We start from the raw sequence: 13,899 nt of genomic DNA, 5'->3' as shown, positions 1-13,899 counted from the left end.
TGTGCGCCCCGCCTCCCCTCGAAGGAACGAGCCGTTGATCACCTGCCACGTCAAATACACCGTCGACCCTTACCAGCTGCCGGCCTTCGAGGCCTATTCGCGCCTGTGGATGCGCCTGGTCACGCGCATGGGCGGCAAGCACCATGGCTATTTCCTGCCTGCCGAAGGTGCCAACAACATCGCCTACTGCCTGTTCAGTTTTTCCAGCCTGGCCGCCTACGAGCAGTACCGCAAGCAGGCAGAGACCGACCCGGAATGCATCGCTGCAGTCGCCCTGGCCACTGAGCAACGGTTCATCCTCAGCTATGAACGCAGCTTCCTCAAGCCTTTGCTCGAACCGCGCATTCGCTCGCTGGCGCTGTGCGTTTTCCATCACCAAGGGAAGATTCTGGTCAACGTCTTCGACGACCCGGTGACGCAGCAGACGCTGTGCCGCCCACTCGGGGGTGGCATCGAGTTTGGTGAGCGGGGCCGTGACGCCATCGCCCGTGAAATCGAAGAAGAACTGGGGCAGTCGATCAGCGATGTGCGGTTGCTCGGCACGTTGGAGAGCTTGTTCCACTATGCCGATACGCCGGGGCATGAGATTGTGCAGGTATTCGATGCACGCTTGGACGACGCCAGCCTTTACCAGCAGACCTGGGTAGAAGGCCGCGAGTCCGACGGCAGCCCCTTCCGCGCCCGGTGGTGCGACAGCGCCGACTTCGCGCGCATCGGCCCGCTTGTGCCGCAGGGCCTGCAAGCGTTGTTGCGCGACCTGTCGCTGCTGGGCTGAAGCAAAGGAGCCTGATCATGGACCTGCTGTTTCTAGGCACCAGCGCCGGGGTGCCGACCAAGGCACGCAACGTCAGTGCCACGGCCCTCATCGAGGCCAGCGGCAGCCACTGGTACCTGATCGATTGCGGCGAAGGCACGCAGCATCGGCTGCTGCAGACGCCGCTGTCGATACGCGACCTGCGCGGCATCTTCATCACCCATGTACACGGCGACCATTGCTTCGGCCTGCCCGGCCTGCTGGCCAGCGCCGGGATGAGCGGGCGTACCCAGCCGCTGGATATCATCCTGCCCACCGCCCTGCATGGCTGGGTGCGCCTGGGCTTGACCGCCAGCGACACTTACCTGCCTTTCGAGGTGCGCCTGCTGGCCGTTGAAAGCCTGACTGACTGGCGTAGCGACACGCTGCAGGTCAGTACCGTGCAGCTGTCGCACCGGGTGCCGAGCGTGGGCTTCGTGTTCACCGAGCTCAACCCTGAACCGCGCCTGGACGTGCAGCGCCTGGATGCCGAAGGCATTCCACGCGGGCCGTTGTGGGGCGACCTGGCCAAAGGGCTGTCGGTCGAGCATGAGGGGCGGACCCTGCACGGCCAGGACTACCTGCGCGCATCGCGGCCGGCGCGACGGGTGATCGTGTGCGGTGACAACGACAGCCCCGAGCTGTTGGCGGAGGCGGCCAAGGGCGCGGATGTGATGGTGCATGAAGCGACCTTTACCCAGGCGGTCGTCGAGCGCACGGGGGCTACCTTCGGCCACAGCACAGCAGCGCAAGTGGCACGGTTTGCCGAGGCGGCGGGTGTGCGCAACCTGGTGCTCACGCATTTCAGTGCACGCTACCAGGGCGATCCGCGGCGCAGCCCGTGCATCGACGATGTCCGTGTGGAGGCCCTGGCGCATTACAGCGGGCATCTGACCTTGGCGCAGGACCTGCAGCGCTATCACATTGGGCGGGATGGGTGTCTTGTGGTGGTGGGGTAGATAGGGTTGCGGCTGATAGGTGCATGCCGTTAGGGCTGTGGCGCCTATGAGATCGAGCGCCGCCCGCGCGTCGCTTCGCAGCACAAGGCTGCTCCCACATCTGTTTCGGGCCAGATATTCCTGAGGCATGGGCGCGCGGCCCCTTGGTGCCCACCTTGATATCGAGTCGGACCAACAAGGCGGTCGCGCGCAGACTTCACAGGCCTCACTGGCCCGAAACAAATGTGGGAGCAGCCTTGTGCTGCGAAGCGACGCGCGGGCGGCGCTCGATCTCACAGGCGATGAAACCCTCACGCCAGGCACCCGTCAGCCGAACCACCCCCTCAAGACATACCGCCCCTACGCCGCCAACCGCCCACTGGCAATCGCCTCCGACGCCGCCAGCATCGCCCGCAACAACACCGCACACCCCGCCGCCAGGTCCTCCGGTGTGGCGTTCTCGATTTCGTTGTGGCTGATGCCATTCTCGCAAGGCACGAAGATCATCCCCGCTGGCCCCAATTCGGCCAGGAAGATCGCGTCATGCCCGGCTCCACTGACGATATCCATGTGCGGCAGGCCCAGCGCACCTGCCGAATCGCGCACGGCATCGACGCAGGCCTTGTCGAAATACAGGGCCGGGAAATCCGCCGTAGGGATCAGCTCATGCTCAAGACCATGCTTGGCGCAGGTGCTTTCGATCACCCCGCGCACTTCGGCAATCATCGCGTCCAGTTGCTCGCCTTCAAGGTGACGGAAGTCCAGGGTCATGCGCACCTCACCCGGGATCACATTGCGTGACCCTGGGTAGGCCTGCAGGCAACCCACCGTGCCACAGGCATGTGGCTGGTGCCCAAGGGCCGTACGGTTGACTGCCTCGACCACGGCGGCAGCGCCCACCAAGGCATCCTTGCGCAAGTGCATGGGCGTTGGGCCGGCATGGGCTTCGACCCCGCGCAAGGTCAGGTCGAACCACTTCTGGCCCAGCGCACCCAACACCACGCCGATGGTCTTGGCCTGGTCTTCAAGGATCGGCCCCTGCTCGATATGCGCTTCGAAATAAGCCCCCACCGGGTGGCCGAGTACCGCGCGCTGGCCGGCGTAGCCAATAGCATCGAGCGCCTCGCCAACACTCACCCCCTGTGCATCACGCTTGGCCAGCGTCTCTTCCAGCGTGAACTTACCGGCGAACACCCCAGAGCCCATCATGCAGGGGGCAAAGCGCGAACCCTCCTCGTTGGTCCACACCACCACTTCCAACGGCGCTTCGGTTTCAACGCCGAGGTCGTTGAGGGTGCGGATCACCTCCAGCCCGGCCATCACCCCATAACAGCCATCAAACTTGCCGCCGGTGGGCTGGGTATCAATATGGCTGCCGGTCATCACCGGTGGCAGCTTGGGGTTGCGCCCCGGGCGGCGGGCGAAAATATTGCCGACCGCATCGACACTCACGGTGCAACCGGCTGCCTCGCACCACTCGACGAAGAGGTCGCGGGCCTGGCGGTCGAGGTCGGTCAGCGCCAGCCGGCAAACACCGCCTTTGGCCGTGGCGCCGAGGCGGGCAAGGTCCATCAGCGATTGCCACAGGCGTGCGCTGTCGACGTGGCGGGCGGTGGTCTTGAGGATATCGTGGACTGGAGTCATGGGTTTTCCCCTCAGGCTTTTTTGTTGTTTATCAGGGCCTCTTCGCGGGCAAGCCCGCTCCCACATTGAACGTGCCGTGGCCTGTGGGAGCGTGCTTGCCCGCGAAGAGGCATACTCGGTATCACGGTAACGGCTTGGCCAACCGCGCCGGGCTGCGAGCCGCCAAGCCACCGAGGACGTAGTACAACGCCCCACCCAGCAGCGAGCCGGTGAACCAGCCATAGTCGTAGAACCAGCTGAAGCTGCTGTTGCCTATCGACATCACGGTCAGCGCCACCGGGACGCCGAAGGCGGCAAACCCAGCCCAGTTCCAGGCCGGATACACGTCATCGCGGTACAACCCAGCCAAGTCCAGGCGCTGGCGACGGATCAGGAAATAGTCCACCACCATGATCCCGGCAATCGGCCCGAGCAGGCTCGAGTAACCCAGCAACCAGTTCGAATAAACGCTTTCCAGGCTCAGGTCCGAGACGATCCAGCCCAGCTTCTTGAGCAGTTCATGGCCCATCAGCGCCAAGCCGATAAACCCGGTCAGCCACACCGCGCGGCTTCGCCCGATCAGGCGCGGCGCGATGTTCTGGAAGTCGTTGGTGGGCGAGACGATGTTCGCCGCCGTGTTGGTCGACAGCGTGGCGATCACGATCAACGCCATCGCCAGCGCCACCCAGCCCGGGCTTTGGATCTTGCCGATCAGGCTGACCGGGTCAGACACCGTTTCACCCACCAGCGACGCGGACGCTGCGGTCAGCACCACGCCCAATGCCGCGAACAGGAACATGGTCAGCGGCAGGCCGAAGATCTGCCCCAGTATCTGGTCCTTCTGGCTTTTGGCGTACCGACTGAAGTCGGGAATGTTCAGCGAGAGCGTGGCCCAAAAACCGACCATGGCGGTGAGCCCGGCACAGAAGTAGCTGACCACGCTGGCGCCCTCTGGCCGCTTGGGCGGCTGCGCCAGCAACTCGGTCATCGACATGTGCGGCAGTGCCCAGACCAGCAGACCCACGCCCACCGCCACCAGCAGCGGCGCCGAAAGCGTTTCGAGCCACTTGATCGACTCCGCCCCGCGCAACACCACCCAAAGGTTGAGGGCCCAGAAGATCATGAAGCCGATCACCTCCCCGGTGCCCTCCAGGGCCTTCCAGCCATCGAACATCGAGCCGAGGAACAGGTGAATGGCCAGGCCGCCGAACATCGTCTGGATACCGAACCAGCCGCAGGCCACCACCGCGCGAATCAAGCACGGCACGTTCGAGCCGAGGATGCCAAACGAGGAACGCAACAGCACCGGAAACGGGATGCCGTACTTGGTGCCAGGGAACGCATTGAGGGTCAGCGGGATCAGCACAATGAGGTTGGCCAGCAGGATCGCCAGCAGCGCCTCGCCCACGCTCAGGCCAAAGTAGGCCGTGAGCACGCCGCCGAGGGTGTAGGTGGGCACGCAGATGGACATACCCACCCACAGGGCGGTGATGTGCCATTTGTTCCAGGTGCGTTGGTGCACCTTGGTGGGTGCGATGTCGTGGTTGTAGCGCGAGCTGTCGAGCACGTCAGTGCCTGCCTCCAGCTCGAACAGGCCATCCTGCTCGATCACTTGCGATCTGCTCTGTTGCATGGGGCCTTCTCCAGGTTTTTCTAATTGTTTGCTCATCGGGCTAAAGCGATGGCCGGAGTACACACACCACCAGTACTGCTCCTCCGGTCCGGCCTGGCGGTTGTGGCCGTACTCAAATTACGTGCCGGGTTGGCCTGAGCCGTCCCGGGTGGCCGCCGCCGACCGGAGGTAATCAACTGAACTGCAAGGCATTTATCGACGCAAAGCGAAAGCACGGTTATCCCTTCGCCTGCCTGTTGCGCCCGCTCAAGCCAGGCTTGCGCCCGGCGCGTGTTTCAAACCGGTGCAGCCTGTTTTTTCAACCGCGCGGCAGGCGTCTTCTGGCCCGCTATCAAGCAGCTGATTTTGCATGGAAAATCTTGACCAATTTGGCTTCTTGTCAAGTGCGTCAAAATGGTGAAAGGCCTCACCATTTTGGTGATTAAAACAATAATTACTTAAATATCAATGAGTTATGAAAGTTATAAGCTCATAAATTATTTTCTTGAACAATCCCAAATCACCATCTAGATTCCATTCTTGTCAGGTCTGACAGGATTGTAGGCTACCCTTCGATCACTGGCAGTCACTGGCGTATAACAATTCAAGAACCGGCCCAGACCGGTCAGCCTGCGAGGAAGACGGCATGTCCCTGTTGATCCGTGGTGCCACCGTGATCACCCACGAAGAGCGTTACACCGCCGATGTCCTGTGTGTCGATGGCCTGATAGCGGCCATAGGCGCAAACCTCGAACCGCCCACCGACTGCGAAATCCTCGACGGCAGTGGCCAGTACCTGATGCCCGGCGGCATCGACCCGCACACCCACATGCAGCTGCCCTTCATGGGCACCGTGGCCAGCGAAGACTTCTTCAGCGGCACCGCCGCCGGCCTGGCCGGTGGTACCACCTCGATCATCGACTTCGTCATCCCCAACCCGCAGCAGTCATTGCTGGAGGCCTTTCACACCTGGCGTGGCTGGGCGCAAAAGAGTGCCTGCGACTACGGCTTCCACGTCGCCATTACCTGGTGGAGCGAGCAGGTCGCAGAAGAGATGGGCGAACTGGTCGCCAACCACGGGGTGAACAGCTTCAAGCACTTCATGGCATACAAGAACGCCATCATGGCGGCCGACGATACCTTGGTCGCCAGCTTCGAGCGCTGCCTGCAACTGGGCGCGGTGCCAACCGTGCATGCCGAGAACGGCGAGCTGGTCTACCACCTGCAGAAAAAGCTGCTGGCCCAAGGCCTGACCGGGCCAGAGGCACACCCGCTGTCGCGCCCTTCGCAGGTCGAAGGCGAGGCGGCCAGCCGGGCTATCCGTATTGCCGAAACCATCGGTACGCCACTGTATGTGGTGCACATCTCGAGCCGCGAAGCCCTGGACGAGATCACCTACGCCCGGGCCAAAGGCCAGCCGGTGTACGGTGAGGTACTGCCAGGCCACCTGCTGCTCGACGACAGCGTCTACCGCAATCCGGATTGGGCCACGGCCGCAGGCTATGTGATGAGCCCGCCCTTCCGCCCGCGGGAACACCAGGAAGCCCTGTGGCGCGGCCTGCAGTCGGGCAACCTGCACACCACCGCCACCGACCACTGCTGCTTCTGCGCCGAACAAAAGGCCATGGGCCGCGACGACTTCAGCCGCATCCCCAATGGCACCGCCGGTATCGAAGACCGCATGGCGGTGCTGTGGGATGCGGGGGTCAACAGTGGGCGCCTGTCGATGCAGGAGTTCGTCGCGCTGACCTCCACCAACACGGCCAAGATCTTCAACCTGTTCCCGCGCAAGGGCGCGATACGCGTCGGTGCCGACGCTGACCTGGTGCTGTGGGACCCGCAGGGCACGCGGACGATTTCGGCGCAAACCCACCACCAGCGCGTGGACTTCAACATTTTCGAAGGCCGCACCGTTCGCGGCATCCCCAGCCACACCATCAGCCAGGGCCGTGTGCTGTGGGCCGATGGCGATTTGCGCGCCGAACCTGGCGCCGGTCGTTACGTGGAGCGCCCGGCCTACCCCTCGGTGTACGAGGTGTTGGGCCGCCGCGCCGAGCAACAGCGCCCGACACCCGTTCAGCGCTGAGCATTACCCTCACTGCACCTGCACTGCCGTACCGGCCCTGAAGAGGCCGGGCGGCGCCGTATTGCCGTTGACTGCCACATCCAAAAAAGAAAAGAGAGGCTACAACCGTGATCGATGCCCTGAACCACTTGCCGCGCCCCCGGGCCGGCGCCGACCAGCTGGCCGAGCGCTTCGGCGATCTCGCCCCTCCCCTCACCGCCCGCCAGGCCGCCGTGGAGAGCGCACGCTGCCTGTATTGCTACGACGCGCCCTGCGTCAATGCGTGCCCCAGCGAAATCGACATTCCCTCGTTCATCCACCGCATCAGTGACGAGAACCTGCAAGGCGCCGCCGAACGCATTCTCTCGGCCAATATTCTCGGCGGCAGTTGCGCCCGTGTCTGCCCGACCGAAATCCTCTGCCAACAGGCCTGCGTACGCAACAACGCCCAAGAATGCGCACCGGTGCTGATCGGCCAGTTGCAACGCTATGCGCTGGACAACGCGCACTTCACCGAGCACCCCTTCACCCGCTCACCCGCCACCGGCAAGCGCATCGCCGTGGTCGGCGCCGGCCCTGCGGGGTTGTCCTGCGCGCACCGCCTGGCCATGCATGGGCATGACGTGGTGGTGTTCGAAGCCTGCGAAAAAGCCGGTGGCCTCAATGAATACGGCATCGCCCGCTACAAACTGGTAGACGACTACGCCCAGCGCGAAGTGGAATTCCTGCTGGGCATCGGTGGCATCGAAATCCGCCACGGCCAACGCCTGGGTGACAACCTTGGCCTGGGCGAGCTGCGCGATCAATACGACGCGGTGTTCCTGGGCCTGGGTTTGAATGCGGTGCGCCAGCTCGGCTTGGCCGATGAAGAGGCACCTGGGGTGCTCGCCGCCACGCAGTACATCCGCGAACTGCGCCAGGCCGATGACCTGAGCCAACTGCCGCTGGCCGACCGCTGCCTGGTGATTGGCGCCGGCAACACCGCCATCGACATGGCCGTGCAGATGAGCCGCCTGGGCGCCCGTGACGTCAACCTGGTGTACCGCCGCGGCCACGCCGACATGGGCGCCACCGATCACGAGCAAGACATCGCCAAGGCCAACCAAGTGCGCCTGCACACCTGGGCGCGCCCCGAGGCGGTACTGCTGGACGATGCCGGCCAGGTGCGCGGCATGCGCTTCGCCCGCACCGAGCTTGCCGACGGGCGCCTGCGCGACACTGGCGAAACCTTCGAGCTGGCCGCCGATGCGATCTTCAAGGCCATCGGCCAACGCTTCGATGACGCCAGCCTCGCCGACCCCGTGGCGGCGCAACTGGCCCGCGAGGGTGAACGCATCCGCGTCGATGCGCACATGCGCACCAGCCTGGCGGGCGTCTACGCGGGCGGCGACTGCACCGCCCTGGGCCAGGACCTCACCGTCCAGGCTGTGCAGCACGGCAAGCTGGCCGCTGAAGCCATCCATGCCCAACTCATGCTCAACGTGGAGGCAGCGTAAATGGCCGACTTGTCTATCGAATTTGCCGGCATCAAGGCACCCAACCCGTTCTGGCTGGCCTCGGCGCCCCCCACCGACAAGGCCTACAACGTGGTCCGCGCCTTCGAGGCTGGCTGGGGCGGTGTGGTCTGGAAAACCCTGGGCGAAGACCCGGCGGCGGTCAACGTGTCGTCGCGCTACTCGGCGCACTACGGCCCCAACCGCCAGGTGCAGGGGATCAACAACATCGAACTGATCACCGACCGCTCGCTGGAGATCAACCTGCGCGAGATCACCCAGGTGAAGAAGGACTGGCCCGACCGTGCGCTGATCGTGTCGTTGATGGTGCCGTGCGAGGAAGAGTCCTGGAAGTTCATCTTGCCCCTGGTAGAGGCCACGGGCGCGGATGGTATCGAGCTGAACTTCGGCTGCCCCCACGGCATGCCTGAGCGCGGCATGGGCGCGGCAGTCGGCCAGGTGCCGGAGTATGTGGAGATGGTCACCCGCTGGTGCAAGACCTATTGCGCCCTGCCGGTGATCGTAAAGCTCACACCCAACATCACCGACATTCGCCAGTCGGCCCGCGCCGCGCACCGTGGCGGGGCGGATGCGGTGTCGTTGATCAACACCATCAACTCAATCACCAGCGTGGACCTGGACCGCATGGTGGCCCACCCCATTGTCGGCGACCAGAGCACCCATGGCGGCTATTGCGGTTCGGCGGTCAAGCCGATCGCGCTGAACATGGTCGCGGAAATCGCCCGCGACCCGGAAACACGCGGCTTGCCCATCTGTGGCATCGGCGGTATCGGCAACTGGCGAGACGCGGCCGAGTTCATTGCCCTGGGCAGTGGCGCCGTGCAGGTGTGCACGGCAGCGATGCTGCACGGCTTCCGCATTGTCGAAGACATGAAAGATGGCCTGGCGCGCTGGATGGACCAGCATGGGCACCGCAACCTGGAAGCGTTCAGAGGCCAGGCGGTGGGGCACACCACCGACTGGAAGTACCTGGACATCAACTACAAGTCAGTGGCGCACATTGACCAGGACGCCTGCATTGGGTGCGGTCGCTGCCATATCGCCTGTGAAGATACCTCGCACCAGGCCATTGCCAGCACGGCCAAGGCCGACGGCACCCACGTCTACAGCGTGATCGAGGAGGAATGCGTGGGCTGCAACCTGTGCCAGATCACCTGCCCGGTGGAAAACTGCATCGACATGGTGGCGCAGGATACCGGCAAGCCTTACCTGAACTGGACTCAGGATCCGCGTAACCCCTATCGTGAGGCGAGCTGAGGCTGAAAAGGCCGGGGCCGCTGCGCGGCCCTTCGCGGGGCAAGCCCGCTCCCTCAGGATACTTGCCAGCCTGAGAAGGCACGCAAAACCTATGGGAGCAACTGTCTTGTAATGCTTGTTCCGGCCGCATCGCTGGCAAGCCAGCTCCCACAGGTGCGGCGCTAGCTTTGGAGGCTACACAGTTCAGGTGGGAGCAACTGTCTTGTGGTGCTTGTTCTGGCCTCATCGCTGGCAAGCCAGCTCCCACAGGTGCGGCGCTAGCTTTGGAGGCTACACAGTTCGGGTGGGAGCTGGCTTGCCTGCGATGGGCTGCACAGCAGCCCCCGACAATCAAACCACCGTCGTCTCATGCAGGTACACCCACACCACCCGCTGCTCGTCACACTCCACAATCGCCAACGAATACCGCGCAGTCTCCTGCCCCTGCAACCGGTGGGTCTCCTTGTAGCGCACCGCCACACTCGCACCCGCCTGCCACACTACCTGCACGTCGCTGACCTCGATTTCCAGCCCTGGCCGAGCGCCGGCCCCCCGCTCGAACAACTGCCCCACCTGCTGGCGATCAACAATCCCGCCCGCCGTGGTGACCATGCTGAAGTTGTCGGCAAACACCGCCATCAACTCGCTGCGAAGCGCCTTGGTCTGCGCAGCGGGCCGGGTGAGTACCGCATGGATCAGATCATGTACATCGTGGATGCTGCGTACAGCCCGTTCACTCAAGCTCATATTCAAGGTTCCAAACCAATGCCGCGCAGGATGACGCTGGTCACCGTCTGCACCGCGTTTTCAAACGCCCTGTCCGACAACGCCTCGCCGCCATTGAGCAACGCCACCTGATAACCGAAGTCCGCATAATGCTGGGTCGATGCCCAGATCATGTACAGCAGTGCAGACGGCTCCACCGGCAGGATGCGGCCCTCTTCCACCCAACGGCGGATCTTGGCCTCCTTCAGCTTTGCCCACGGCACGAGGCTTTCATCCAGGCTCACGCCCAGCACAGGCGCCCCGTGCAGCATTTCTTCAGCCCAGATCTTGGAACCCAGCGAGCGCGAGCGCGAGTGGCCCATCTTGGCCCGGATGTAACTAGTGAGCACCACCCGTGGGTCATCGAAATTTTCGAAGCACAGCGCGTCCTGCTTCCACACGTCCAGCAGGTCCTGCAGCACCGCGCGGAACAGTTCGTCCTTGGTGCTGAAGTAGTAATGCAGGTTGGAGCGCGGCAACTCAGCTTGCTCGGCGATATCACCCATAGAAGTAGCGCCGTAGCCTTTTTCGGCGAACACCTTTTCCGCCGCCTGAAGAATTTTCTCGATATTGCGCCGACGGATCTCGATCTTGTGGTTGGCCATTAAGGTTGGGCCGTCCACACCGCCAGCTCATAGCCGTCCGGGTCCACGAAATGGAACCGGCGCCCCCCCGGGAACGCAAACGTCGCCCGGCTGATCACCGCCCCCGCCGCCTCGATCCGCTGCTGCGTTGCCTGCAGATCGTCCGCATACAGGATGACCAGCGGGCCACCCGGGCGCACCGGCTCACCCGTGGTAAAGCCCCCGGTCAGGCGACCATCGCTGAACTCCGTGTAGCTGGGCCCGTAATCGGTGAAACGCCAGCCAAACACGCTGCCGTAAAAAGCCTTGCTCCGTGCGATATCGCCGACGTTGAATTCGATGTTGTCGATCTGCCGATCGTGGCCACGAACGCTCATGCATAGTCCTTGCTGAGAGAGGTAATTGCCCCAGTCTACTCCGGTCGTTTCGCCCAATCGAATCAGGCAGCCTGGAACAATCGCGTGACCACGGGCTGCTGACGGTGACGCGCTTGCCAAATGTCGTAATCGGCCTGGATGGCAAGCCAGAGCCTGGCCGTACTGATACCGGCCATTTCCAGGCGTAATGCGAGGTCTGGAGACATTGCGGCACGGCCATGCAACACCCGAGAAAGCGCTTCACGCGAGAACCCCAGGTGCGACGCAAAGGCTTTCACCGTCAGGCCCAACGCCGGCAGAACGTCCTCACGCAAGGTTTCGCCGGGGTGTGGCGGATTGTGCAAAGGCATGATCAGCCCTCCTGTTCAGTGATAATCAAGGTAATCAACCAGTTCGACATCCGAACCCACAAAACGAAAAATCAGCCGCCAGTTACCCGAAACACTGACTGATGATCATGGGTAGCTCGCCGCGTCCATTTGGGAGACAGGCATAGCGTGACCCTATGCATCACACATGGCAAAGCATCATATGTGACGCAATGCGTCACACACTGATTGAGACCAGAACACATGCAGGTAGCACACTATCCACACCGCGCCCGGTCCCGCGCCGGGCACTGCGCACGGTGCAGGTTCAGTGCCGTGTTGATGATGCCGATATGGCTGAACGCCTGTGGGAAGTTGCCCAGCATTCGCTTGCCGGCCGGGTCGAACTGTTCCGCCAGCAAACCCAGGTCGTTGCACAGGCCGCTCAGCCGTTCGTACAAGGCTTGCGCCTGCGCTTGCCGGCCCAGCAGGACATAGACGTCGGCGAGCCAGAACGAACACACCAGGAAGGTGCCCTCGCCCGGGGTCAGGCCATCGCTGCAGCTGTCGGTGTCATAGCGCAACAGCAAGCCATTTTTCAGCAGACGCTGCTCGATTTCCTGCAGGGTACGCAGAAAACGAGGGTCATCCGCTGGCAAAAAACCGGTCAAGGCGATGTGCAGCAGGCTGGCGTCCAACTCGCTGGCGCCATAGGCCTGCACGAAATATGTGCCGCTGGGGTCCAGCCCGTTCTCACACACTTCCCGATGGATCTCATCCGCCACCTGGCGGTAATGCCGCCCGCGCGCGCGGTCTTCTTCGGTGGTGTCGGCCAAGCCTGCGGCGCGGTCGAATGCCACCCAGGCCATCACCTTGGAGTGCACGAAATGCTGCCTGCCGCCGCGCACTTCCCAGATACCTTCATCGGGCTCGCGCCAGATGTGCTCGACATACGGCAGGATCAACCGGGCAATCGCGGCGCTGCGTGGGTGGCGGGGCAAACCGCCTTTGATTGCCTGGCTCATGGCATCGGCCAGTTCGCCGTAGATATCCAGCTGCCGCTGCCCAGACGCCGCGTTGCCCACCCGCACCGGCTGCGAGTGCTCGTAACCGGCCAACCACGGCAAGGTGTATTCCTGCAGGTCGCGCTCGCCGGCCAGGCCGTACATGATCTGCATCTGCTCGGGGTTGCCGGCGACTGAACGCAGCAGCCATTCACGCCAGGCCTGGGCTTCGTCGAAGTAGCCAAGGTTCATGAACGCCAACAAGGTCATGGTGGCGTCGCGCAGCCAGCAGAAGCGGTAGTCCCAGTTGCGTTCACCGCCGATACGTTCGGGCAGCGACGTGGTAACCGCGGCAACGATCCCGCCGGTGGGCGCGTAGGTCATCGCCTTGAGCGTGAGCAGCGAACGACGCACCAGGGCGGTATAGGGGCCGACCTCCGGGCAGCGGGCGGCAAAGGCCTGCCATTGGTCGATGGTTTGCCCCAGCGCGGTGTCGACATCGCAATCGGGCTGAACAGGCAGGTGCGAGGGCTGGTGGCGCAGGCTGAAGACCTGGCGTTCACCGGCACGCACGCGAAAACGAGCAACGGTGTGGTGGTCGCGGGCATGCGGGGGCACGGTGCTGCTTAGGATCAGCCGGTCTGGGCCGGCGACGGCGCTGAGGGTCAAGGGGTCGAGCCGTTCCACCCACGGCACGCTGCGGCCGTAGTCGAAACGCATCACCAGGTCCATTTCGAAGTTGGTTTCGCCAGCCAGGCCTTCGACGATGCGGATGACCGAGTTGGCCTCGCCCAAAGGCATCAAGTCCAGCACGCGGGCCCGGCCTGAGGCGGTGACCCAGGTGGTTTCTAGCACCAGGGTGTCGTCCAGGTATTGCCGGCTGGTGTGTTCGACCGGGTCGCAGGGGGCCAGGCGCCAACGGCCGTTTTCATCGTTGCCTAGCAGCGCTGCGAATACCGCCGGGGCGTCGAAGCGCGGTAGGCACAGCCAGTCGAGCGAGCCATCCCGGCTGACCAGGGCGGCGCTGCGGCAATTGCCGAGCAGGGCGTAGTCTTCGATAGCTGCGGGCATTGGGTCTCC

General features: G+C 63.6%; 12 protein-coding genes and 2 pseudogenes. 6 read left to right on the top strand and 8 right to left on the bottom strand.

The window, feature by feature from the left end; translation table 11 throughout:
* Positions 1-34: 34 nt before the first annotated feature.
* From AC5PZ0_RS02040 to AC5PZ0_RS02030, 3 genes and pseudogenes are all read left to right on the top strand, one after another.
* Positions 35-334 (top strand): annotated as a pseudogene (locus tag AC5PZ0_RS02040) (NIPSNAP family protein); the annotation flags it as partial.
* The gene (locus AC5PZ0_RS02035; RefSeq protein WP_493854380.1) at positions 329-775 is read left to right on the top strand and encodes an NUDIX hydrolase; all 447 of its coding nucleotides are present in this window, start codon (positions 329-331) and stop codon (positions 773-775) included. The pseudogene AC5PZ0_RS02040 and the gene AC5PZ0_RS02035, both read left to right, overlap by 6 nt.
* 17 nt (positions 776-792) lie before the next feature.
* The gene (locus tag AC5PZ0_RS02030) at positions 793-1,752 is read left to right on the top strand and encodes an MBL fold metallo-hydrolase (protein ID WP_493854195.1); all 960 of its coding nucleotides are present in this window, start codon (positions 793-795) and stop codon (positions 1,750-1,752) included.
* 339 nt (positions 1,753-2,091) lie between these two features.
* Here the strand turns inward: AC5PZ0_RS02030 and AC5PZ0_RS02025 are convergent, their stop codons facing one another.
* Together AC5PZ0_RS02025 and AC5PZ0_RS02020 are read right to left on the bottom strand one after the other, a co-directional pair.
* Positions 2,092-3,375, bottom strand: coding sequence for a Zn-dependent hydrolase (locus tag AC5PZ0_RS02025; protein ID WP_493854194.1), 1,284 nt, complete (start codon positions 3,373-3,375; stop codon positions 2,092-2,094).
* A gap of 121 nt (positions 3,376-3,496) precedes the next feature.
* Positions 3,497-4,987, bottom strand: a complete 1,491-nt coding sequence (locus AC5PZ0_RS02020) for an NCS1 family nucleobase:cation symporter-1 (protein WP_099428800.1) — start codon at positions 4,985-4,987, stop codon at positions 3,497-3,499.
* Between the two features lie 625 nt (positions 4,988-5,612).
* Between AC5PZ0_RS02020 and hydA the strand changes: the two genes are divergently transcribed.
* The 3 genes from hydA (at position 5,613) to preA (ending at position 9,802) form a co-directional block, all read left to right on the top strand.
* Positions 5,613-7,052, top strand: a complete 1,440-nt coding sequence (gene hydA / locus AC5PZ0_RS02015) for a dihydropyrimidinase (RefSeq protein ID WP_265967913.1) — start codon at positions 5,613-5,615, stop codon at positions 7,050-7,052.
* Between the two features lie 107 nt (positions 7,053-7,159).
* Positions 7,160-8,527 (top strand): NAD(P)-dependent oxidoreductase, encoded by a 1,368-nt coding sequence (locus AC5PZ0_RS02010; protein ID WP_085272990.1) that lies wholly within the window; start codon positions 7,160-7,162, stop codon positions 8,525-8,527.
* Entirely contained in the window at positions 8,528-9,802 is a 1,275-nt protein-coding gene (gene preA / locus AC5PZ0_RS02005) for an NAD-dependent dihydropyrimidine dehydrogenase subunit PreA (protein ID WP_085272989.1), read from the top strand.
* A gap of 330 nt (positions 9,803-10,132) precedes the next feature.
* On the opposite strand, the gene AC5PZ0_RS02000 is transcribed toward preA, so the two are convergent.
* The 6 genes and pseudogenes from AC5PZ0_RS02000 to AC5PZ0_RS01975 all read right to left on the bottom strand — a co-directional run bounded on the left by AC5PZ0_RS02000 (position 10,133) and on the right by AC5PZ0_RS01975 (position 13,890).
* Positions 10,133-10,528 (bottom strand): DUF4440 domain-containing protein, encoded by a 396-nt coding sequence (locus AC5PZ0_RS02000; protein ID WP_493854193.1) that lies wholly within the window; start codon positions 10,526-10,528, stop codon positions 10,133-10,135.
* A gap of 2 nt (positions 10,529-10,530) precedes the next feature.
* Complete coding sequence (locus tag AC5PZ0_RS01995) at positions 10,531-11,151, bottom strand: TetR/AcrR family transcriptional regulator (RefSeq protein WP_027592763.1); 621 nt, start codon at positions 11,149-11,151, stop codon at positions 10,531-10,533.
* Positions 11,151-11,507: a VOC family protein gene (locus tag AC5PZ0_RS01990; protein WP_252825086.1), complete on the bottom strand. Its 357-nt coding sequence runs from the start codon at positions 11,505-11,507 to the stop codon at positions 11,151-11,153. Before AC5PZ0_RS01990 ends, AC5PZ0_RS01995 begins: the two co-directional genes overlap by 1 nt.
* Positions 11,508-11,569: 62 nt before the next feature.
* Positions 11,570-11,857: a HigA family addiction module antitoxin gene (locus AC5PZ0_RS01985; RefSeq protein WP_099428796.1), complete on the bottom strand. Its 288-nt coding sequence runs from the start codon at positions 11,855-11,857 to the stop codon at positions 11,570-11,572.
* A gap of 15 nt (positions 11,858-11,872) precedes the next feature.
* Positions 11,873-11,959: pseudogene (locus AC5PZ0_RS01980) on the bottom strand (type II toxin-antitoxin system RelE/ParE family toxin); the annotation flags it as partial.
* Between the two features lie 134 nt (positions 11,960-12,093).
* Positions 12,094-13,890: a glycoside hydrolase family 15 protein gene (locus tag AC5PZ0_RS01975; protein WP_493854192.1), complete on the bottom strand. Its 1,797-nt coding sequence runs from the start codon at positions 13,888-13,890 to the stop codon at positions 12,094-12,096.
* Positions 13,891-13,899 lie beyond the last annotated feature (9 nt).

It is taken from the genome of Pseudomonas sp. 5.2, assembly GCF_059025405.1.
Note: the sequence above shows the minus strand (reverse complement) of the source record. Positions and strands in the feature narration are given on the sequence as shown.